The organism is Acinetobacter sp. ANC 4218 (genome assembly GCF_002135245.1).
Taxonomy (GTDB): domain Bacteria; phylum Pseudomonadota; class Gammaproteobacteria; order Pseudomonadales; family Moraxellaceae; genus Acinetobacter.
Genome location: NZ_NEGD01000007.1, coordinates 131,821 through 153,766, shown reverse-complemented (window position 1 = coordinate 153,766; position 21,946 = coordinate 131,821). Strand labels below are relative to the sequence as shown.

The 21,946-nt window shown below is 40.8% G+C and carries 18 protein-coding genes and 2 pseudogenes; 5 read left to right on the top strand and 15 right to left on the bottom strand.

Annotated features, from left to right (window positions below; genetic code table 11):
• Positions 1–11: 11 nt before the first annotated feature.
• Positions 12–410, bottom strand: coding sequence for an outer membrane protein assembly factor BamE (locus B9T38_RS08705; protein WP_086196418.1), 399 nt, complete (start codon positions 408–410; stop codon positions 12–14).
• Positions 411–522: 112 nt separating this feature from the next.
• Between B9T38_RS08705 and fur the strand changes: the two genes are divergently transcribed.
• Positions 523–960, top strand: coding sequence for a ferric iron uptake transcriptional regulator (gene fur / locus B9T38_RS08700; RefSeq protein WP_086175193.1), 438 nt, complete (start codon positions 523–525; stop codon positions 958–960).
• A gap of 71 nt (positions 961–1,031) precedes the next feature.
• On the opposite strand, the gene B9T38_RS08695 is transcribed toward fur, so the two are convergent.
• Both B9T38_RS08695 and B9T38_RS08690 read right to left on the bottom strand, forming a co-directional pair.
• The gene (locus B9T38_RS08695; RefSeq protein ID WP_086196417.1) at positions 1,032–2,153 is read right to left on the bottom strand and encodes a PilT/PilU family type 4a pilus ATPase; all 1,122 of its coding nucleotides are present in this window, start codon (positions 2,151–2,153) and stop codon (positions 1,032–1,034) included.
• A 26-nt stretch (positions 2,154–2,179) separates the two neighbouring features.
• The gene (locus B9T38_RS08690) at positions 2,180–3,217 is read right to left on the bottom strand and encodes a type IV pilus twitching motility protein PilT (RefSeq protein ID WP_086196416.1); all 1,038 of its coding nucleotides are present in this window, start codon (positions 3,215–3,217) and stop codon (positions 2,180–2,182) included.
• A 123-nt stretch (positions 3,218–3,340) separates the two neighbouring features.
• Between B9T38_RS08690 and B9T38_RS08685 the strand changes: the two genes are divergently transcribed.
• The gene (locus B9T38_RS08685; protein WP_086196415.1) at positions 3,341–4,027 is read left to right on the top strand and encodes a YggS family pyridoxal phosphate-dependent enzyme; all 687 of its coding nucleotides are present in this window, start codon (positions 3,341–3,343) and stop codon (positions 4,025–4,027) included.
• Between the two features lie 160 nt (positions 4,028–4,187).
• Positions 4,188–4,985: a thioesterase family protein gene (locus B9T38_RS08680; protein ID WP_086196414.1), complete on the top strand. Its 798-nt coding sequence runs from the start codon at positions 4,188–4,190 to the stop codon at positions 4,983–4,985.
• 67 nt (positions 4,986–5,052) lie between these two features.
• On the opposite strand, the gene B9T38_RS08675 is transcribed toward B9T38_RS08680, so the two are convergent.
• Positions 5,053–8,649 (bottom strand): AAA family ATPase, encoded by a 3,597-nt coding sequence (locus tag B9T38_RS08675; RefSeq protein ID WP_086196413.1) that lies wholly within the window; start codon positions 8,647–8,649, stop codon positions 5,053–5,055.
• Between the two features lie 9 nt (positions 8,650–8,658).
• Positions 8,659–9,912, bottom strand: coding sequence for an exonuclease SbcCD subunit D (locus B9T38_RS08670; protein ID WP_086196412.1), 1,254 nt, complete (start codon positions 9,910–9,912; stop codon positions 8,659–8,661).
• A 548-nt stretch (positions 9,913–10,460) separates the two neighbouring features.
• Here B9T38_RS08670 and B9T38_RS08665 point away from each other — a divergent pair.
• Positions 10,461–11,424, top strand: a pseudogene (locus B9T38_RS08665) (diguanylate cyclase).
• Positions 11,425–11,490: 66 nt separating this feature from the next.
• Here the strand turns inward: B9T38_RS08665 and B9T38_RS08660 are convergent.
• The 3 genes from B9T38_RS08660 to B9T38_RS08650 form a co-directional block, all read right to left on the bottom strand.
• On the bottom strand, positions 11,491–12,462 hold the full coding sequence (locus tag B9T38_RS08660) for an MBL fold metallo-hydrolase (RefSeq protein ID WP_086196411.1): 972 nt from the start codon (positions 12,460–12,462) through the stop codon (positions 11,491–11,493).
• Positions 12,463–12,500: 38 nt separating this feature from the next.
• Positions 12,501–12,896: a hypothetical protein gene (locus tag B9T38_RS16865; protein WP_213033056.1), complete on the bottom strand. Its 396-nt coding sequence runs from the start codon at positions 12,894–12,896 to the stop codon at positions 12,501–12,503.
• A 235-nt stretch (positions 12,897–13,131) separates the two neighbouring features.
• A protein-coding gene (locus B9T38_RS08650; RefSeq protein WP_143222677.1) for an IS3 family transposase occupies positions 13,132–14,291 on the bottom strand; the annotation gives its coding sequence in 2 pieces (ribosomal slippage) (positions 13,132–14,057 and positions 14,057–14,291; 1,161 coding nt in all).
• A 43-nt stretch (positions 14,292–14,334) separates the two neighbouring features.
• Between B9T38_RS08650 and B9T38_RS08645 the strand changes: the two genes are divergently transcribed.
• Positions 14,335–14,721, top strand: a complete 387-nt coding sequence (locus B9T38_RS08645; protein WP_086196410.1) for a hypothetical protein — start codon at positions 14,335–14,337, stop codon at positions 14,719–14,721.
• Positions 14,722–14,772: 51 nt separating this feature from the next.
• On the opposite strand, the gene purD is transcribed toward B9T38_RS08645, so the two are convergent.
• The 7 genes and pseudogenes from purD to B9T38_RS08610 all read right to left on the bottom strand — a co-directional run.
• A complete protein-coding gene (purD, locus tag B9T38_RS08640) occupies positions 14,773–16,056 on the bottom strand; it encodes a phosphoribosylamine--glycine ligase (RefSeq protein WP_086196409.1) in 1,284 nt (427 codons plus the stop codon).
• Between the two features lie 130 nt (positions 16,057–16,186).
• Positions 16,187–17,761 carry a bifunctional phosphoribosylaminoimidazolecarboxamide formyltransferase/IMP cyclohydrolase gene (gene purH, locus B9T38_RS08635; protein ID WP_086196408.1) on the bottom strand — a complete coding sequence of 525 codons (1,575 nt, stop codon included), beginning with the start codon at positions 17,759–17,761 and terminating at the stop codon, positions 16,187–16,189.
• 88 nt (positions 17,762–17,849) lie between these two features.
• On the bottom strand, positions 17,850–18,119 hold the full coding sequence (gene fis / locus B9T38_RS08630) for a DNA-binding transcriptional regulator Fis (RefSeq protein ID WP_001086304.1): 270 nt from the start codon (positions 18,117–18,119) through the stop codon (positions 17,850–17,852).
• Positions 18,120–18,509: 390 nt separating this feature from the next.
• Positions 18,510–19,385: a DUF3426 domain-containing protein gene (locus B9T38_RS08625; RefSeq protein ID WP_086196407.1), complete on the bottom strand. Its 876-nt coding sequence runs from the start codon at positions 19,383–19,385 to the stop codon at positions 18,510–18,512.
• A 3-nt stretch (positions 19,386–19,388) separates the two neighbouring features.
• Positions 19,389–20,306, bottom strand: a complete 918-nt coding sequence (gene prmA / locus B9T38_RS08620) for a 50S ribosomal protein L11 methyltransferase (RefSeq protein WP_086196406.1) — start codon at positions 20,304–20,306, stop codon at positions 19,389–19,391.
• Positions 20,307–20,438: 132 nt separating this feature from the next.
• Positions 20,439–21,314 carry a bile acid:sodium symporter family protein gene (locus B9T38_RS08615; RefSeq protein ID WP_086196405.1) on the bottom strand — a complete coding sequence of 292 codons (876 nt, stop codon included), beginning with the start codon at positions 21,312–21,314 and terminating at the stop codon, positions 20,439–20,441.
• A gap of 257 nt (positions 21,315–21,571) precedes the next feature.
• Positions 21,572–21,916 (bottom strand): annotated as a pseudogene (locus B9T38_RS08610) (hypothetical protein); the annotation flags it as partial.
• Positions 21,917–21,946 lie beyond the last annotated feature (30 nt).

Sequence of the window (21,946 nt, the reverse complement as noted above, 5' to 3'; positions counted from 1 at the left end):
TTTTAAAGCGTCTATAGTGGTGGCGCAGTTAAAATCGCTTCTTTTGAACCTGGTAAGCCGGGTTGAGATTCTGGAATAGTTTCTAGACCTTCAATCTTTTGCACCGTACCGGTTTGATCGAAGTAAATTTTTAAATGTTGACCATGTGCTGCAGGAATCTTGGCTTTTTTAGCATAAGTTCCTGGGATGTAGTTGTAGATATAGTCCCAACGTAAAGGATTCATTGGATCTGTGACCGTTGGACTGCCTAGCAAAAAGCGAACTTGTTGGTGGCTCATACCGACTTGAATTTTTGATGCTTGTACTTGAGTTAATGGTGTTCCTTGAGGAATATCAACTTTATAAACGCCCAAGGTCGAACAGCCTGCGAGCAGTGAAGTGACGAATAACGTCAACATGATTTTTTGCATTTTGCTACACTATCCCAAATTAATTATGATGCATTTGATCCACGGATAGATCATACTGCATCTTAACTTTGTTGCATATTCCAACTTTAAATTTGTTGAGAGACCCTTTTACATGCCTATTTCAAATCAAGATTTACGCAAAGCTGGACTTAAAGTTACGCTTCCACGAATAAAAATATTAGAATTATTAGAAAATTCAAGACAACATCATTTAAGCGCAGAAGATATTTATAAGACTTTACTTGAACAGGGTGAAGATGTCGGTTTAGCAACTGTGTATCGCGTGTTAACACAGTTTGAAGCAGCAGGTATTATCCAGCGTCATCATTTTGAAAATAATCATTCAGTTTTCGAAATTATGCAAGAAGATCATCATGATCATATTGTTTGCCAAAATTGTAATAAAGTGGTCGAATTCACCAATGACGTGATTGAACATGAACAACATGAAGTAGCTGAAAAATTTGGCTTTACTTTAACGGGTCACTCTTTAAATTTGTATGGTTATTGTGATGCAGCGGAATGCCAGGACGCATTACGTAAAAAATAACACTGACTTGGAATCAGGTTAAAAAAACAGGCTTCATTTGAAGCCTGTTTTTTTGCATTTTAGTATGGAGCTTAAGCCTGACCATCGAAGGTAATATTGGAACTGGCGCGCATTAAGCGATCGCCACCTTCTTCCGACAACTTGATTTGCAAGCGTAGATCGTTTGGTGAGTCGGCATGCTTAAGCGCATCTTTATAGCTAATTTGCTTGGCTTTGTACAAGTCAAACAGGGCCTGGTCAAAGGTTTGCATACCCAGTTCACGTGAACGTTTCATCAGGTCTTTAATTTCATGCACATCACCTTTACGGATCATGTCTGAAATTAAAGGTGAATTGATCAGGATTTCAATCGCTGCACGACGTGAGTTGCCATCTATGGTTGGAATCAATTGCTGCGCTACAATAGCTCTTAAATTGAGCGATAAATCCATAAACAGCTGGTTATGACGGTCTGCCTCAAAGAAGTGAATAATACGGTCAATCGCCTGGTTGGCGTTGTTGGCGTGCAGGGTGGCAAAAACCAGGTGGCCGGTTTCGGCAAAGGCAATGGCATAATCCATGGTTTCGCGGGAACGAATCTCACCAATCAGAATTACATCTGGTGCCTGACGCAGGGTGTTTTTCAAGGCCACTTCAAAAGAGTCAGTATCGATGCCCACTTCACGCTGGGTAATGATACAGCCTGCATGTTCATGGATAAATTCAATCGGGTCTTCAATGGTAATGATATGACCTTTAGAATTTTGGTTACGGTAACCAATAATCGAGGCTAAAGAGGTGGATTTACCGGTACCAGTTGCACCGACAAAAATGATGATGCCACGTTTGTTCATCGCCAGTTCTTTTAAAATGGGCGGTAACTTGAGGTCATCTATGGTTGGAATTACAGTTTCAATACGACGTAAAACCATACCCGGCTGATCGCGCTGTTGAAATGCGCTGACACGGAAACGGGCAGTTTTGTCGCGGTTGTTGATCGCGAAGTTACATTCGCGTGTTTCGGCAAATTCTTTACGTTGCTTATCACTCATAATCGAGTTTAAAAGCTGTCCCACAATTTCACCAGTCAGCTTGGTTTTGGCGATGGGCACAATCTGACCATTAATTTTCATGGATGGTTCAACATCGGCCGTAATAAACAAGTCCGATGCCTTCTGTTGAATCATCAAATTGAGCAAGTCATTAAAATCCATAATAAGAACCCCAATCCGTTTTCAAATTATAAGAATGATTCTGGCTGTTTTGCCATTGTGCGGGCAGTTTGCGCACTGATCACACCTTTTGCAACCAAGGTTTTTAAACTTTGATCAAGTGTGGTCATACCGTAGTTGGCACCAGTTTGAATGGCAGAATACATTTGCGCCACTTTGTTTTCACGGATCAGGTTACGAATGGCAGGAATACCAATCATGATTTCGTGTGCAGCGACACGGCCGCCACCATTTTTCTTCAGCAGGGTTTGTGAAATAACAGCTTGCAAGGATTCAGACAACATGGCACGCACCATGTCTTTTTCTTCGGCCGGGAAGACGTCAATCACACGGTCAATGGTTTTTGCCGCAGAGGTGGTATGTAGCGTTCCAAACACTAGGTGACCTGTTTCAGCAGCAGTCAAGGCCAAACGAATGGTTTCAAGGTCACGCATCTCACCGACCAGAATAATATCCGGGTCTTCACGTAGTGCTGAACGAAGAGCTTCATTAAAGCCATGGGTATCGCGATGCACTTCACGCTGGTTGACCAGGCATTTTTTAGATTCGTGTACAAATTCGATCGGGTCTTCTACCGTCAGGATATGGTCATAACGCTGATCGTTAATATAGTCGATCATGGCCGCCAGCGTAGTAGATTTACCTGAACCTGTAGGTCCGGTCACCAGTACGATACCGCGCGGGTAATTACAGATATCTTTAAAGATCTGACCCATGCCCAGATCTTCAATGGTGAGGACTTTTGAAGGAATGGTACGGAACACAGCACCTGCACCACGGTTCTGGTTAAATGCATTCACACGGAAACGGGCTACACCTGGAACTTCAAAGGAAAAGTCTGTTTCTAGCTTTTCTTCAAAATCACGACGCTGTTTATCATTCATAATGTCATACACAAGTTTGTGTACTTCTTTATGTTCTAAAGCAGGCAGATTAATACGGCGAACTTCACCATCGACACGGATCAGTGGCGGCATCCCCGCAGACAAGTGTAAATCTGATGCCCCGTTTTTAGCTGAAAACGCTAAAAGTTCAGTGATATCCATAATTTCCCCGAGTTCATTTAAATGTTATTTATTTTGATAGAATAATAAGGCTTTCCCAAAACTTAACCAACAGTTAGTTGTAAGGGAAGCCCAAAAAAGATGAATGAAATGAGAACCTCGTCAATGAATAGTCTTCAACAGTCACGAAATCAAGTTATACAGCAAATAGAAGATGCCTGTAAACACGCCCGGCGCAATGTAGAAAGTGTGCAGTTGCTGGCTGTTTCAAAGACCCATCTAAGTGAGTCTTTGCGCGAGATGTACCAAACTGGACAACGTGCATTTGGAGAAAATTATTTACAGGAAGCTTTAGATAAAATTGAGGCTTTAAGTGATCTGGATATTGAATGGCATTTTATTGGTCATGTGCAGCGCAACAAGACCAAGCATCTGGCAGAAAAGTTTGCTTGGGTACATGGGGTAGACCGTTTGATTATTGCAGAGCGCTTGTCGAATCAGCGTGAGGCGAATCAGGCGCCACTGAATATTTGTTTGCAGGTCAATATTGATGCACAAGACACCAAAGATGGCTGCCAGCCGGGTGAAGTTGCTGAGCTGGTGAAGCAGATCAGCCCGTTACCGCATTTAAAATTGCGAGGTTTGATGGTAATTCCTGCACCGAATAATCCACAGGCGTTTAGCGATGCCAAAGCCCTGTTTGAAGCTGTAAAAACTGAACATGCCCATCCTGAAGATTGGGATACCTTAAGCATGGGCATGTCGGGGGATATGCAGGAAGCCATTGCCGCAGGTTCAACCATGGTCCGTGTCGGCACGGCATTGTTTGGCGCACGGGATTATTCGAAATAAATCGCAGAACCACCCATTTTGCTGATTTGGAAAACTGAACCTTAGGGTTCAGTTTTTGTTTTTAAAGTTGAATTTTCCACTAAAGTTGAGTACAAAAAACAATCTAAAAAACGACTTTAGATAAGAAATTATTTATTAAACCAGGGAAATAGGGACGTGTATGGCGGCATATTATCAACTGATCGGGCGCAATACGGATGCGACAGGTATTGTTACGGCACATTATCAATCTACATTGCTGGCACAGGGTGCATGGAATGAGCACGAGCAACACATGGCACCCGCAACAGGCATTATCTGTGCAGAGTTAGACCGTTTTATGCCACGTCAGGGTATGCGGATTGGCCGGATCAGTTTAGATATTTTAGGTCTGATTCCTGCTGGAGAGTTTAGTATCACCACCAAAGTCATTCGCCCCGGGAAAACCATTGAACTGATTGAGTCCGAAATGAAGGCTCAGGGAAAAACCTGTATCGTTGCACGGACCTGGCGCATGATGACGCAAAACAGCCAGTTAATGAAAGGTTTGGAAGATGTCCATGGCGAAAGTCCTGAACATGCGCCCGTTTGGGAAGGAATCCGTCAGTGGCCGGGTGGATATATTGAATCGATCGAAGCACGCAGTCATCAGCGCCGTGCTGGGAAAGGCGTGGTCTGGCTGCGAACGCAACATGACATGGTTGAAGCTGAGCCTACCAGTGATTTTGTTCGTTTAATGGGGATGGTGGATACGGCCAATGGCGTTGTACCACGTCAAGAGGTACCCTTTAGCTGGGGCTTTCCGAATCTGGATTTACAAATTCATATGCATCGTTTACCGCAAGGTCAGTGGCTGGGTCTGGAAACCGTGCAGCAATATGGCGAAGACGGTATTGGTCTGACAAGTTCGGTGTTGCATGATGTTTATGGGCCATTCGGGCGCAGTGAACAGATTCTGACCTTGCGACCGATGGTATAGATATCTTGTTGATAAAAGCCTGGAGCATCCTCCAGGCTTTTTATGCTTTCTTGGATGAATTTTTAAATTAACCGACCACTTCAATGGTACTTGCACCAGCACCCAAGGGCTTGACCTGAATCTGTACCGGAATGCGTTCGTGCATTTCCTGAATATGCGAGATCAATACCACTTTGCGGCCCTGATTTTGCAATTGATCCAGCGCATTCATCACCATATATAAAGATGAGGCATCCAGCGTGCCAAAGCCTTCATCAATAAACAAAGATTCAATTTTCATGGAACCTGAGGCCATATTGGCAATCGCCAGAGATAAGGCCAGTGCAGTCAGGAAGGATTCTCCACCTGAAAGCGAAGCGACTGAACGGGTTTCACCGTCCATATCGTGGTCAATAATCGCCAGACTCAAGGAGTTGTCCAGACGTTTTAAGGTATAGCGCTGCGAGAGCATGGCCAGTTGCTGGTTAGCATGCTCAATCAAGATATCCAGATTATATTGCTGTGCATAATCGCGGAATTTTTTGCCGTTTGCATCTCCCATCAGTCCTGAAATTTTACTCCAACGGTGTTCTTCACTTTGAATGGCTTGAATTTGATCTGCAAATTGCTTTTGCTTTTCAAGATTACGTTGATGCATTTCAATTTTGAGTTTCACTTGATCCCGCTGTTCAATCAATTGCTTGAGCTGTTCAGTAACGGTCGTCAGTTGTGAAGATAGGGTTTCAGCATCAATTTCAGGTTGATGTTCCATATGTTGTAGAAGCTGTTCCTGAATGGCTTTAATACTTGCTAGAGCATCTGAGTGCGCTCGTTCAACATCGACCACACGCTGTTTAAGTTGCTGTTCTTGTTCATGTGAAATTTCGCTCAGTTGTTGCAATAACAGCGCATTGAAATCTGTATGCTGACTTAACCACTGTTGAATATTGTGTTCAACATTTTGCTTTTGGGTTTGAAATTGAGTTTGCTGAGTTTGACATTCTTTTAGCGTGCTTTGAGCAATTTCAAAAGCTTGACGTACTTGGTCAAACTGCTGACGAGCTTCATTAAATTGAATGTGCAATTGTTGTCTGTTTTGATCGAACTGCGCTAACCATTCATGTGGTTTTTCAACATTGCTTTGTGTCATGTCAAAAATGGCTTGAATGGCTAAATCGCTATTTTGTTTGCCTTCTTGTGTAAGGTTTTCTATGCGAGTTTCTGTCGTCTTAATTTTTTCCTGACTAAATTTTAGATTTTGAACAGCTTGATCGCGCTGTTGCGATTTTTGATTAAGCTGAGCATTTAAATCGTTCAGTTGTTTTAAGGTATTTTTACGCTGTAATAACATGACTCGAACTTGTTCAGCCGTACTCAGCGTATTGTGACTCCATGCTTGACCTTGGGTGTCATTCAATAAACCTACAACATCTTGAATATTTTCTTCAGCCTGTTTTAGGACAGAAAGTTGCTGGCTGGTTTGTTGAATTATTTGAAGAAGTGCATGACGCTGTTTTTGTACTTGCTCATGCGTACTGAGTGTAGCTTCAAGTTGTTTTTGCGTATGTTGAAATTCAATAACCTTTGTCGCCAGGGCTTGATCTAATACCAAATGATCTTGCGAGAAATCAAAGGGCATATTCAGCGTATTAAGTTGTTGTTCAAGCTGAGTTTGAGCAGGCTGCAGTCGTGATGACAGTATTGCTAGTTGGCGAGCATTTGCTTCCGATGATGCTATTTGTTGAGCATACATTTTTTGCAAATGTTGCCATGCTTCGAAAGCCGTTTTTTCTTTTTCAAGTTCTTGTTGTTCTTGTTGCTCTTGCAGTTTGAACAATTCGTTTGAAAGTGCATCCTGATTTTGTATATACGGATGATGTGTGCTACCACAAACTAAACATGCTTCACCGTCGACCAGGCTTGCTCTTAAATGTTCAATATTTTCAGTATGGAGTAAACGTTGCTTTTGCAACATCTGTTGTAATTGTTCACGTGCAATTTTTTGATCCTGATAGGCTTTTTCAGCAGATTGAAGTTGTACATGATTCTGTTCAATTTGTTGTTGCAGCTTATTTTGTGCCGAAACTAGCTTGCAGTTTTCAGCACTAATATTTTTGAAGTTTTGCCAATGCGTGTGTATGACATCAAGTAGATTCAGCTGTTGTAAATGATGTTCACGCTCAGTGCGTATAGCAGCAATTTTTTGATTCAGTTCATCATCTTGCCCATATTGCTGCGTCAGTTGTTCAAGCTGTTGCTGTTGTTGCATTACATTTTGATGCGCTTGACTCACATTGCCATGGTTTTTTTCAAATTGAGTATAGCTTTGAATAAAGCGTTGTAACTGGCTCAAATGTGCCGAAAGCCCATCATCCAAAGGATTGAAATGTGTAGATTCAGCCAAAAGTGCAGTGTGTTGTGTAATGTCATGTTGTAATTGTTGAAGCTCATTTTTGACTTGCTGTTCAGCATTTACAAGAGGAGAGTGCTGCTCCCGTAAAGTCTTTAGTTCATCTTTAATTTTAAGCAACTGATCACCCAAAACACGTCGATCGGCAATGCGAGCACGAACCATCTCAATGTTTTGCTGATGTTGAATTTCAAATTGATGTTGCTGTTTTTGCGCGTTATCTATTTTTTCAAAGGTCAATTTTTCAGTATTGAATTGTTGTTCAATCACCGTGAATTGCTTCTGAACGTGTTCTAATTTGGGTTGAAGTATTGCAATGTCAGCATTTAAATTTTTCTGCAGAATGACGCTAGGCCGAATAGAGGAAAAACGTTCAAGTTGTTGCAGTTGTGCTTTTTGCGGAGCAAGTGCATCTAGATATTGTTGCTGAGCCTCCAAATATTGTTGACGTGTTTGTATATCAGCTTGAAGTTTATGTTTTTGTTCAAACCATTGTTGTTGCTTTTGTAGATTTTGCTTTTCAATATCCACTTTTTGATGATCTTGGTTTAGTTGTTGAAGTTTTGAGGAGTAGGCAGTGAAATCCTCTTCAGACAGCAACTCAATATGACCTAAAACGTTTTCGAGCTCTTTGCGCTGATTGGCAATCTGTTTGGTTTTTTCATAAGCCAGCTGGCCAATTTTTCCGAAAATACTCGAATTGGTCAGATATTCCAGCAGTTCACCGCGTTCATTATCGCGGGCTTTTAGAAATGCCGTCACTTCTGACTGTGCCAATAACACAGCGCGGGTAAATTGCTCAAAACTGAGCTGGCAGATTTGATGAATATGGGTATCGACCGCTTTGGCTTTATCGGCAATCACCACGCCGTCGGTCAGGCAGGTTAAATAGCGCTGTACACTTTGTAGTTTGCCATCCACTTTTTCACGTGAACGTTTGAGTTCCCAGCGCGCAAGATAGCATTTCTGATCCTGTGCGACAAAGCAGACTTCGGTAAAACCATGCGCGGTGCCCCGGCGCAAAACGGTCAAAGGCGAGTTGGTCAATAACTCTGAACCATCGACATCCTGCAGTTTGCCATCACTGTCTTTAAGGCGTGGAATCTTGTTGAACAGTGCCAGACACATGGCATCCAAAATGGTCGATTTCCCGGCACCGGTTTTGCCGACGATGGCAATCAAACCCGCACTGGCCAAAGGTTCAGTTTCAAAATCAATAAAATGCTCACCCGAAAGCGAAGCTAAATTTTTTATACGAATGGATAAAATTTTCATGGACAGTTCTTAACGTATTTGTTGTTCTTCAAGTGATTTTTCTGCTTCTTGCATTAGACTGATAAAATCTTTTAATACATTTTCATCATTGCTATAGCCTTGCTTTTCCCAGATCTGCTGAAACAGTTTTTCCGGTGTTGGCGGTTCCAGGCAAATTTTGGCAATTGTTGAACTGTCACTTTCCGAAGATAAATATTGCCGTGAAATTCGTACTAGACGATAGCGATTTTTAGGCAGCGCGTCTTCAAACTGTTGTCTTAAATTGGGCAAGGGCGGTGTCAGGGTGTGATATTCAATATCGACATATTCACGCTGATCAATCTGTTCAATTTCACCTTCAGGCAAGGTTTTGAGTTTTTGCAGCACTTCATTCAGCTCGCCACGAATTTTATGAAACTGAATACAGCGCGGAATGGCAATCGCTTCAAACTGAAAGCATGATTCATCCTGCTTTAACGGATCAATCTGTACTTCTACAACCTGATGTTTGTAGTTGATTTCACTAAAAGACAAAGGGATAGGCGAGCCACTATAACGGATGTGCGGATGCTGAACTTTTTGTGGTTTGTGTAAATGCCCCAGCGCCACATAATCAATACAGTCATCAAATAATGCAGTCGATAAGGCTTCTTCATTGCCAATAATAATCGGACGTTCCGAATCAGACGTTTCACAGCCTTGCATATGCGCATGTGACATCAGAATAAGCGCCTGATTATCCGTTTTACGTTTTTTGGCTTCGGCAATCAGTTGCTGGTGCAAATAGGCAATGGCATTTTGGCTATTACTGGTGTGTTCATTCACACCGGTAATTTCTGCTGGACGTAAAAACGGTAGTGCCAGACACCAGGCTACAATCTGTTTTTGCTGATCGTAAATAGGCAGCAGCAAACGGTCTAAATCAATCTGGCCTGCCGCATTTTTATGAATCACTCCCACTGTTTTAGCATTATATTTTTCCAGTAAAGGTTCGACCTGTTCAATGCGATAACCCGAATCATGATTACCGGCGATCATCAGCGTTTGCATATGCGGGGCAAGGGCATGGGCATCGGCTAAAAATTGATAAAGCTGTTTTTGCGCGCTAGATGCAGGGTTGATGACATCAAAAATATCGCCAGCAATCAGCAGCGCATGGGGCTGTTTCTGCTGGATTTGTTGAAGTAGCCAGCTTAAAAACTGTTCATGTTCATACTGGCGTGAATGGTTATAAAAGAACTGTCCCAAGTGCCAGTCAGATGTATGCAAAAAATGAACAGCCACGAATGCCCCAAATCACAATGGATAAAATGAGCTTATAAATTACCATAAATGATGTAGCTGATTCTGTCATTGATTACAGAAAGAACCATTAAAATTAAAGTAAGTCTTTAGAATTAAAATATTTAATTTTTTGTTTCAGCAAAATATTTTACTTTACCAAATTTCCGGTCAAAACAATTTGTTGAATATGAAGGTCGCTAGATAGGTGCAAGGTTTGGACTGCAATCTAGACAATCTTATTCGCTCTTTGATCTAAACATAATGCATTCTGCATATTTTAGAAAATTTATAGGAGATATTTCGGATAAGAAATTTTTGACTACTTTTTAAAATATATTAAATGATCTGAAGGATATACTTTTTTTGGAGAGAAATTATAGAATAAATAATCATATTGAAACGTAAAAATGTTCAGTTGTGAAAAAGCAGTTTTTATTGGGGAACCTGCTGCAAGCAGGTTAATCATCAAGAGCGTATTGAAATGTCGTGTATGATAAAACCAGAACATGCGAAGACATTTTTTTGCCCATTCAAATTAGAGTAATTTTATGCCGGAAAACCCGTTTGATGAGCAGCAATTGTCGAATGACATGTTTTATAAAACATTATTAGAGTCGACTTTGGCCATACCCTGGAGCATAGACTGGGCCACCAAACAGTTTAGTTATATTGGTCCTCAAATTGAAAAGTTACTGGGCTGGGAACAGGATTCCTGGAAGTCGGTGCAGGACTGGGCAAGATCGTATGCACCGGGATGATCGTGATCATGTGTTGAATTATTGTGTGTCGCAATCGATTGCCGGCATAGATCATGAAGCGGATTATCGTGCCTTAAAGGCAAGCGGTGGATATTGCTGGATTCGTGATGTGGTTCATGTGGTACGCAAGGAAAATGGTGAAGTTGAACGTTTAGTCGGTTTTATGTTTGATATTTCTGAACGTAAGAAAAAGGAAGAGGAACTAAAAGCATTGCACCGCAAGCTGGAAGAATTTTCCTATAAAGATGGTTTAACTGAAATTGCCAACCGACGCTTATTTGATGATTTTTATTCACGTGAATGGAACAACGCAATACGTGAACAAAAGCCACTGTCGGTCATTTTGATCGATATCGATTTTTTTAAACAATACAATGATTTTAATGGGCATATTATTGGCGATGCCTGTATCAAGCAGATTGCACAGATGCTGGAAAGTTGCTGTGTACGTCCACGTGACCTGGTGGCACGTTATGGGGGCGAGGAATTTGCGATTGTATTGCCAGAAACGGATTTAGAAGGTGCAATTCAAATTGCAAACAATATACTTCGTATGATCGATCAGGCAAATCTACCCCATCGGGCATCTCCCATTTCAGAAAATGTCAGCTTAAGTCTGGGGGTGAAATGTATTTGTCCGACAGAGAAAGATGACAAAATACATTTTTTAAATATGGTCGATAAAAACCTGTTTAAAGCCAAACAGACCGGACGTAAACGTTTTGTTGCCGATGAAAATAAAATCACGGTTTAGGGCACAGCAGCTCATTAAAAAAGTAAAAAATCCCCTTTATGAGGGGATTTTTTTATTCATCTTTTATCAATCTTTAAAATGTACCGGAATCCACTGATAACTCTTCTCATCTTTGGAATAAATATGTCCAATTCCCGGGAAAGGTAAATGGGGGGCGGCAATCAGCTGACCCTCTTTGGCATATTCGGCAAAGTGTTTTAAACGTGTCTGTACCGCTGTTTGGGGATCAGTATCAAATTCAATCGAGGTTTCAGGTTTGTCGAATTGCAAGGTGTGTGAATGCACGATGTCGCCAATAAACACAACTTTCTGACCATCAGCTTTCAGTTTAAAGCTGTAATGTCCCGGTGTATGACCAAAAGAAGGTTTAAATTGAATATCGCCAAAGGCTAAAGATTTATCTGAGAAGACTTTAATCTTTTTAGCTTTTTCATACGGTGCTAAAGCAGCCTTAATTTTCTCAACCGTACCTAAAAATGCAGCCTGTTTGTCTTTTGGCAGTTTCTTCACGGTATTGGGATTTAGCCAGTAATCATATTCGGTTTTGGCAATGTGCAGTGTGGCATTTGGATAATTCGCTACGCCGTTATTGGAAATACCGCAGACATGGTCCGGGTGTAAGTGGGTGAGGAAAATCTCGTTCACTTGTTCAGGCTGATAACCCGATGCTTTGAGGTTGTTATAGATTGAACCCAGATGTGCGCCAAAGCAGCTGGCTGCACCGCTGTCTACCATTAATAGTTGGTTGCCTGTATTGATCAGGAATGCATTCACAGACGTTTGAATACCTTGGGCTTGATCAGCATAATATTTTTTGAGAATCCCGGTTTTTTCGGTGTCGCTTAAGCCTTTAAACATGGATGGATTGAGGTAAAGCGTGCCATCTAACAGGGCAGTGATTTGGGTATTACCGATTTGATGGTGGTAATAGCCAGCGACTTGTTTTGGAGCTTGGATAGTTGTTGGTTCAGCAGCTTGAGCGGTGACGGCTGTGGTGCTAAGGGTAAGGGCTAGGAATAAAGGTTTTAAAGTTTTCATCAGATTCTCATATAGATATTAAATCGCGTTGTTAGTACTTACTCATATTCGCCGATATTAAGAGTTTGTTTTAGTCGAAATTTTTCTTTCCAATCATCTTTTTTCAATTTTTGATCATGAATCAGTTTAACTAGAAAGTTGATCCATTCATCTTGATATAAATAATCTTGATGTGCTTCGTCGTAATGACAATATTTTGTGTTCGTATCAAATGGATCAGTTATTCCTCCAAACTCTGAATATGGTCGAATTTTAAATATGCAAAGTAAATGCTTATGATCAGTATGGTTTAAAGTAGCATTAGTTCTCTCTTTCACTTTTGATAAAACTTGACCAGGTTTTAATTTACCGATATTTACAGCTTCAACTTTAACAACTTTATCTTTTACAATTGCTGTTAGTTGGTCATATTTCTCTTTATCTTCTTCTGACAATGAACTCCAATTGACAAACTCAACAGCTAGATCACTTTTGTTTGTATTGGATATTTTAGGGATTTGGATGAGTTTGATACTATATTCTTGGGACTCGAATACGTCATCCCGTATGTGATCACGATACTTTTTAATGAAATCCACAATATCTTTATATTCATTAGAAAGTAGTTGTTTACTAGCTTCTTTTTGCTGGGTTGTTCGTACTCTAGAGAACTGTAATGAATATGTGATCCTAGACAGTATCGTGGACAACAAGTCCCTCTAAATTCTTACAATATTTCTGCTCAAAGGCTTCTGGACTTAACCAGCCGTTTGCAGAATGCCTTCTGACCCGATTGTAATAAATCTCAATATAGTCAAACAATATAGCATTAGCCTCTTTTCGAGTGGCAAACACACTGCCATGTATCACATGACCTTTCAATGTATGAAAGAAGCTTTCGGTTACTGCATTATCCCAACAGTTCCCTCTGCGTGACATACTTTGAATACACTGGTTCGTCAATAATAGCGCTCTAAAATCACGACTACAGTACTGTGAGCCTTGATCCGAATGTACCATGACACCCGTTGGATAACCCTGACGAGCCATGGCATAGTTAAACGCATCACACACCAATTGACGGTCTATTCGATGGCTGGTTTGCCAACCCACAATACGACGACTAAATAGATCCAGCATCACACATAAATACAGCCAACCTTGCTTGGTACGGATATAGGTAATATCCGTTGTCCAAACCTTATTAGGCTCAATGACTGTAAATTGGCGATCTAACAGATTTGGTGCTGTAGGCAAACGATGATTTGAATCTGTCGTATGCCTGTATTTACGCGAAATCCTGTTACGTAAACCAAGCTTTTTCAGCATTCTTCCAACGGTTCGTTCGCTCATGCTGTAACCTAAATCATGCATGTCATGTACCAATGAAGGTGCACCCAATCGTGCATGATGCTGCCAATATACGGCTTTTAAGTCATTATATTTCTGCGCTGTATTGGCCTTGCGTTTTCGCCAGGCATAATAGCCTGAAGTGCTGACACGCAGGCATTTACAGGCAGAAGATACAGTAACTCCATTCACAGCCAGATCTTGAATTACCGTGTACTTTTCTTGGCATGATCTGTCAGAAAGTACACATGCGCTTTTTTTAAGATGTCATTGGCTTCCCTGAGCTGTTTGACTTCTTTCTCTAATTCTAAAATCCGCTGTTGTTCTGGTGAAAGTTGGCGTTTGCTTGAACCCGCCGGATTGGTTTCACGAATCCATTTATCCAATGTTGAATAACCAACACCTAATTTCTGGGCGATTGCAGCTACAGATTCGTGTGAGTTTGAAAGTGCATAATCAATTGCTTGCTGTTTAAATTCAGGACTAAAACGTTTAGCCATTCTTGTATCTCCAAAGTTAACGTTACGTTATCTTTAGAGGGAAATGCTGTCCATTATTTTGGCTAGGATCAATTTTACATTAAGTGAGCTGATAGAAGTCGCAAGCTCATTAGACAAAAAGCTTGGATTTGAATCTGAAAGTCTAAAGTCAGGAAATAAAGAAAATATTAATTCAGGTAAAGCTTTTGAGGGATACTATAAAAAATATTCAGACAGCAAGCAGTCTTTAAAAGGTGTGCAATGGGGTGAAGCTTTAGCAGCGTATGCTATTGAAAATCCATTAAAAGAAGATGCTAAGCAAAGACGTACTTTTCTGGAAACTATAGATCAGATTTTGCGTGCAAGAGGGGTTCGATATGATTATCAAAGAGAAAATTTTGAAATAGATACAAATAATTTTCAGATTAAAGAAAAAGATAATTCTATTTGAAGGTGAAATCAAAAACCCCGCACTAAGCGAGGTTTTTCAACTTAATCAAAATTAAGCATTTTCGCGTGCAATCGCGCGGTAACCAATATCCTTACGGTATTGAACACCATCAAAAGTCACTTTTTGGCAAAGTTCCAAAGCTTTGGCTTGTGCTTCACCGATGGTATTGCCGAGTGCAGTTACGCAAAGTACACGACCACCAGCAGTCACAATTTCACCTTTTTCATTGGCTTTTGTACCTGCGTGGAATACTTTTGCATCTGCCATTTCAGTGTTTAAGCCTGAAATTACATCACCATTGCTTGAAGTTTCAGGGTAGCCTTTCGATGCAAGCACGATGCCTACAGTTTTACGTTCATCCCATTCAGCGTCCGCAGGTAAGCTACCTGCAATACCTGCTTCAACCAGATCCACCAAAGATGATTTTAAACGCATCATGATTGGCTGGGTTTCAGGATCACCAAAACGACAGTTGAATTCGATCACTTTAGGCTGACCTTGTTCATCAATCATTAAGCCTGCATACAAGAAACCTGTATAGACATGACCATCAGCTTTCATGCCATCAACGGTTGGACGCATGACTTCTTTCATAACTTTGTCAAAAACGTCAGCAGTCACAACAGGAGCAGGAGAGTAGGCACCCATACCACCAGTGTTTGGACCTTGGTCACCTTCAAAGATACGTTTGTGATCTTGAGATGTTGCCATTGGCAGAATGTTGTTGCCATCAATCATACAAATGAATGAAGCTTCTTCACCTGCAAGGAATTCTTCAATGACTACACGCGAGCCAGCATCACCAAATTTGTTGCCTGCAAGCATGTCGTCGATTGCAGCAAATGCTTCTTCGTTGGTCATGGCAACGATTACGCCTTTACCCGCAGCAAGACCATCGGCCTTGATTACGATTGGTGCACCATTTTTCTCAACAAATGCTTTGGCTGCATCTACTTCAGTAAATACGTCATAGAAAGCAGTAGGAATGTTGTGACGTTTCAAGAAGTGCTTGGCAAAGGCTTTAGAGCCTTCAAGCTGTGCAGCAAACTGGGTCGGACCCCAGATTTTAAGATCAGCCGCGCGGCAAGCATCGACTACACCATTTACCAGTGGTGCTTCAGGACCAACCACGATCAAATCAACTGCATTGTTTTTAGCAAAGTCGATAATTGCAGCATTGTCTAAAATATTTAAGGCAACATTTTCGCATTTATTTTCTGTTGCAGTACCTGCATTACCCGGTGCTACAAATACTTTTGCGACTTTGTCATCTTGCGCGATTTTCCATGCCAAAGCATGTTCACGACCGCCATTACCCAAAACTAAAATATTCATCGGTTCATACTCCATGAATCGAAAATGACATAAAGTCCTCAACCTAAAAATAGGAGAGGACTTTATGCAAGATTAGAAATCTATTTGTCTAAATGTAGATGACTTTGTCATTACATTAATATCCAATCACTTAGTGACGGAAGTGACGCATGTCAGTGAAGACCATTGCAATACCTGCTTCATCAGCAGCAGCAATTGTTTCTTCATCACGCATAGAACCACCCGGTTGGATAATACATTTGATACCTGCTTTCGCAGCGTTATCAATACCATCACGGAATGGGAAGAATGCGTCAGACGCCATTACAGCACCTTCAACCACTAAGCCAGCATGTTCAGCTTTGATCGCTGCGATACGTGCAGAGTTTACACGGCTCATTTGACCTGCGCCGACACCAATGGTTTGACGGTTTTTCGCATAAACAATCGCGTTAGATTTTACATATTTCGCAACTTTCCAGGCAAAGATCATGTCGTCGATTTCTTGCTCAGTCGGTGCACGTTTAGTCACAACTTTAAGATCATCTTTAGTGATCATACCCAGGTCTTGATCTTGAACCAGTAAACCACCGTTTACACGTTTGTAGTCAAGCTGTGCTTTACGCTCATCAATTGCTGGCAATTCACCACATACAAGAACACGGACGTTTTTCTTTGCACCAGTGATTTCAAGTACGCCTTCAGCTACGCTTGGCGCAATGATCACTTCAACGAATTGACGGTCAACAATCGCTTGCGCAGTTGCAACGTCTAATTCACGGTTGAATGCAATGATGCCACCGAATGCAGATTCAGGGTCAGTTGCATAAGCAAGATCATAAGCAACTTTAATACCGTCTAAAGATACTGCAACGCCACATGGGTTCGCATGTTTTACAATCACACAAGCAGGCTTCGCAAATGATTTCACACATTCAAGCGCTGCATCTGTATCTGCGATGTTGTTGTAAGAAAGTTCTTTACCTTGTAGCTGTTTCGCAGTTGAAACAGAAGCTTCTGTTGCATTAGCTTCTACATAGAAAGCAGCAGCTTGATGTGGGTTTTCACCGTAACGAAGGTCTTGGGCTTTATTCAATTGAGTATTGAAAGTACGTGCAAATTTGTCTGCTTGACCTTCTTCTTTACCTACGCGAGCGCCAAGGTAAGAAGCAATCATGCCGTCGTATTGCGCAGTGTGTTCAAATGCTTTCACGGCTAGGTCGAAGCGAGTTGCATAAGACAATGCACCTTCAGCTTTAAGCTCGGCAACTACAGTCGCATAGTCAGCAGCATTTACAACAATACCTACAGATGCATGGTTTTTCGCAGCTGCACGAACCATAGTAGGACCACCGATGTCGATGTTTTCGATTGCATCAGCCAGTGAACAGTTTGGTTTTGCTACAGTTGCAGCAAATGGGTAAAGGTTCACCACAACCAGATCGATTGCATCGATGTTGTGTTCAGCCATTACAGCTTCGTCTAGACCACGACGAGCCAGGATACCACCATGGATTTTCGGGTGAAGTGTTTTTACACGTCCGTCCATCATCTCTGGGAAACCGGTGTGCTCTGAAACTTCAACTACAGCGATATTGTTGTCTTTTAAAAGTTTGTAAGTACCGCCAGTAGATAAAATTTCTACCCCAAGAGCAGCAAGGTCTTGTGCAAATTCGACAATGCCGGTTTTGTCAGAAACAGAGATTAAAGCACGTTTAATAGTCATGATGTCGTCACAGTTATCAAGAATTAAATCAAAAAGCTAAATAGCAGGCCAAAAAAAATGCCTGCGGAAACCGCAAGCATTTTATCACTTATTCACTCATTAAACCGTGAGCTTTTAACTTTTTGCGCAAAGTACCACGGTTAAGGCCTAGAATTTCAGCAGCGCGGGTTTGGTTGCCGCGAGTGTATTCTAAAACAACAGATAAAAGAGGTTTCTCCATTTCTGCCAGCACCATGTCATACACCTGAGAGGGTTGCTCGCCTTGCAATTGTGCAAAGTAATGGCGAACTGCGCGATCTACGTGAATACGAAGAGCGACATCAGATTGTGCAGTAAAAATAGGAGACTTGCTATTCATGCGAATTAATCCGAAAAATCAAATATCACTTGGGTAAAGAGATATATAAAAGTGGTCTATAGAAATTCAATGAACCCCGTTTTAGGTCCTAAAACGGAAGTTCTAAAACTTGATCATTTAGCTTGCCACAACTCGATGTTTTTGATCGAAATTTAAGCGTAACAATAGATTAATATTTGTTACCACCCAAAATCAAAACAAAAAAATCTACTCAATACGCTATATCTAATAAAGCGTATTTCAGTTAGACGATTTTGTTGTAAAAATTTTCGAGGAGTTTGCAGCACTAAGCTTTCGTGGCGCGTATGATAGCATTGTCTAAGAAAAAGTGAGCAAGAAAACTACATTTTTTTTACATTTTTTTGTATTTTTTAATAGTTTTTTTCAATGTTACGGGCGAATTATTTCTAAACTATAAGTGTCAAAGCTTTTGCGTGGCATAGGAACGCTAAATTTGAATTTAAAAGGACTATTCTGGGGAATTCGTTGAATTCCTTGCAGACTCGTAATCAGATATTCAGAAGGCTTAAAGGAATAGGTCGAGATGGTTTCCCCATTTGCTTTTAGATCCACCCTGATCATTGGAAGAGCCAGGCTTTGAGTATGATAGTTAATTAGTTCTCCGCTAAACTGGGTTTCTTGTTTGGAAATTTGTTTAACCTTTAACTTGTTGGTAGAGAGTAGTCGATAATTTTCTTCCATAACCGAACATTTAAGTGCCTGACATGCTGTATTAAACAAAGCACTGAATACTGGGCTATTGTTTAAAATTTTCGGATTAAACCAGAAAAACTGAAAAACAAGTAAGCTGACTAAACATAAGTTGATTGTTCCCCATAAAATATAATGCCGCGCACCATATTTTTTCTCTTGTTCAGCTTTTTCTGACCAGTTTAGTATGGGATAGTTGCCAATCGGTTCTGTACTAAAATAATTTAAGTTATTGAGATAGGTTTTTAAATCGATATTCGAGTTTTCAACTTTACGATCGAAAATATCCAATAAATGTTTTACCGGTTTCTGTTCTGTAATTAGCTGTTCTTTAATGAATGCATTGGATAAAGAAGTTTGTTTGGCTGGATCTAAAGAGGGAGTTGCTTGAGGGAGAGAAAAAGCCTCTTCTTTCTCTACGACCAGATGGCTCAATGCATTAAAGTTGGTTGAGCATTTGGCACAACAAACCATGCCGCGAGCAACTGTAAGTTGAGCCACAGAGACTTTGTACTTGGTAAAACAGTTAGGGCAGCAGGTTTGTTTTTCGCTCATAGCCTATTCATGATTAGCAGGGGTATTTTTGCGTTTACCCGAAATTCGACACCAATGTTCGTCACGTTTTTCGACTTGCAGTATATCAAAAAATTCAGAATAAACACTAGAAACATCAGCAACTTGCTCTTCTAATATGCCGGCAAGTGCGAACTCCCCCTCAGATTTAACCAAAGTTGCGAATTCAGGCGCAAGCTCCATTAAGGGACCTGCCAGAATGTTGGCAACAAACACATCGGCTTTCTGGTTTTTCAGCTCTTCATTGAACTCTTCAGGTAGTCCAACATACAAATTTTCAAGTACACCATTCAATTCTGCATTTTGTTTGGTTGCCAGTACAGCTTGTGGGTCAATATCGGTAGCATAGACTTTTTTCGCGCCCAGTAATAAAGCGGCAACCCCTAAAATGCCTGAACCACAACCATAATCGATGACAATTTTATCTTTGAGATCGACTTTGCCGAGCCATTGCAGGCAAAGGAAAGTTGAGGCATGGTTACCGGTACCAAAAGCTAGACCCGGGTCAAGCTTGATATTGACTGCATCGGCTTCAGGGGCTTCCATCCATTCAGGTACAATCCAGTATTTCTCGCCAATTTGAATAGGCTCATAGGCATCCATCCAGGTACGTTCCCATTCTTGGTCTTCAAGAAACTCGTAACGTAATGGTGCTTCAGGCATCTGTGCAGTAATAAAGGTAATGAGGGCATCTACATCAATTTCTTCATCATCTTCCTGCGCATAGATACCGGTTACAATGACTTTATTCCACAGAGGTGTTTCACCTGGAAGTGGTTCAAGCAAGTCCTGATTTTCAGCATCGTCTAAAGTTACGCTCACTGCACCCAATGAACTTAATAATGTTTCAGTAAAATCGACTTGAGCCTGCTCAACAGTAATATGAATTTGTAACCACTTCACGGAGATAACCTAAATTTGTGTTTTTAAAAATGCCATTGTAACGGAACTCAGGCTGAAACCACTATATATTGATGAAAACTATCTTGAAAAAGCAAAAGAAGCAGTTTGCACTCTTTATTTACAGAAGCGAAATCAGGGCGTTATAGCCGCTGGATGAGCTGCGAATTTATTTAATAACATGCCGAATAATGTGGCAAAAATATACATAAAAATAGTGTAAATTCCTGCGGGAATGGCAATGGTGGTATTTGATAACACGGAAAGTGCAATAGTAAGCGCCATGCCTGTGTTGTGAATTCCTACTTCAAATGTACATGCGCGTGCCTGTCTGTCGGAAATTCCAGATAAATGTGGAACCAGATAACCCACTAAAAAACTGATGAGGCAAAACAGCGCGATGGCAACCCCAATCTCGGAAAAGTATTCGGTGACATTGAATCGTTCTTTATAGAGAGCATACAGGAAAATCGAAAATAAAAAAATTACTGAAAATAATCTCATGGGTTTGTTGAGTTGTAATGCAGTGTTGGGGGCAAGTGAACGAATCAACATACCCAAACAAACCGGAACAAAAATAATTAAAAAGACTTGGGTAATTTTTTCAATAGGCATGGCAACGCTTTGCGACTCACCTAAAAAATAATGCATGGATAAATTGACAATAAACGGCAGGGTAAAGGTACAGATAATAGAATTAAGGGCTGTAAGGGTAAGGTTTAATGCCACATCTCCCTTAAAAATATAGCTAATCAAATTGGCTGTAGGGCCACCAGGAGAAGCAGCAAGCAACATTAAGCCAATCGCTAAAAGTGGAGAAGGCTTAAATAAAATACAGATAAAAAATGCCACGCCAACCAAAATGACCTGTTGCGAAAATAAAGCTAAAAAAATAGCTTTAGGGTGATGACGGATACGAAGAAAATCTTTAACTGTGAGTTCAAGCCCTAAACCAATCATCATAAAAGCAAGTATAAGAGGTAAAAAAAGGGTAAAGAGACCTGAATCCATGGAATATCCTTTATTGTTTTTATCCTTTGATATCCGTAGAGTTTAAACAAGATTTTTAAATAAGCAATATATGAAACGGGTAAAACCTAGGTATTTTACCCGTTAATAATTTTAATAAAATTAACATTTTATGGTGATTATTGTGGTTGCATCTCAGGTTTTGGCTGCATTTGAGGCTGGGTTTGCATTTCTGGTTGAGCATGCTGCATGTGCATTTGTGGCTGAGATTGTTGCATCTGCATTTGGGGTTGAGAAGAAGGACGAGGAGCCATAAAACCTAAAGCACATTTACCTTTAACTTCAGTCCCGTTGATGTTTACAGTTGTTGCACCGGTATCTCCGCTACATGCACTGGTTAACTCAGGTTCATCTCCTGCGATGGACGAATTTTTTGCTGAGGGAAAGAATTGAGGTTCACAGGTACCATTCCAGATAATACCTCGATATGCAAAACTCACCTGTGCACCCTGACTTTTACCTTTACACACCTTTTGGTACCTTTGAGTATCATATACCTTTTCGACCTTATCATTTGCTGAAGCTGCAAATGGCGCAAGACATAAACCACAGAGTATGGATGAGAGGAAAATATTCTTATTCATCTTTTATACCTTTGTTCGTAATGTATCCAA

Coding starts and splice junctions, on each gene's coding strand:
- B9T38_RS08705 (WP_086196418.1), bottom strand. CDS start 410: ATGCAAAAAATCATGTTGACGTTATTCGTCACTTCACTGCTCGCAGGC.
- fur (WP_086175193.1), top strand. CDS start 523: ATGCCTATTTCAAATCAAGATTTACGCAAAGCTGGACTTAAAGTTACG.
- B9T38_RS08695 (WP_086196417.1), bottom strand. CDS start 2,153: ATGGATTTTAATGACTTGCTCAATTTGATGATTCAACAGAAGGCATCG.
- B9T38_RS08690 (WP_086196416.1), bottom strand. CDS start 3,217: ATGGATATCACTGAACTTTTAGCGTTTTCAGCTAAAAACGGGGCATCA.
- B9T38_RS08685 (WP_086196415.1), top strand. CDS start 3,341: ATGAATAGTCTTCAACAGTCACGAAATCAAGTTATACAGCAAATAGAA.
- B9T38_RS08680 (WP_086196414.1), top strand. CDS start 4,188: ATGGCGGCATATTATCAACTGATCGGGCGCAATACGGATGCGACAGGT.
- B9T38_RS08675 (WP_086196413.1), bottom strand. CDS start 8,649: ATGAAAATTTTATCCATTCGTATAAAAAATTTAGCTTCGCTTTCGGGT.
- B9T38_RS08660 (WP_086196411.1), bottom strand. CDS start 12,462: ATGAAAACTTTAAAACCTTTATTCCTAGCCCTTACCCTTAGCACCACA.
- B9T38_RS08645 (WP_086196410.1), top strand. CDS start 14,335: ATGCTGTCCATTATTTTGGCTAGGATCAATTTTACATTAAGTGAGCTG.
- purD (WP_086196409.1), bottom strand. CDS start 16,056: ATGAATATTTTAGTTTTGGGTAATGGCGGTCGTGAACATGCTTTGGCA.
- purH (WP_086196408.1), bottom strand. CDS start 17,761: ATGACTATTAAACGTGCTTTAATCTCTGTTTCTGACAAAACCGGCATT.
- fis (WP_001086304.1), bottom strand. CDS start 18,119: ATGAATAGCAAGTCTCCTATTTTTACTGCACAATCTGATGTCGCTCTT.
- B9T38_RS08625 (WP_086196407.1), bottom strand. CDS start 19,385: ATGAGCGAAAAACAAACCTGCTGCCCTAACTGTTTTACCAAGTACAAA.
- B9T38_RS08615 (WP_086196405.1), bottom strand. CDS start 21,314: ATGGATTCAGGTCTCTTTACCCTTTTTTTACCTCTTATACTTGCTTTT.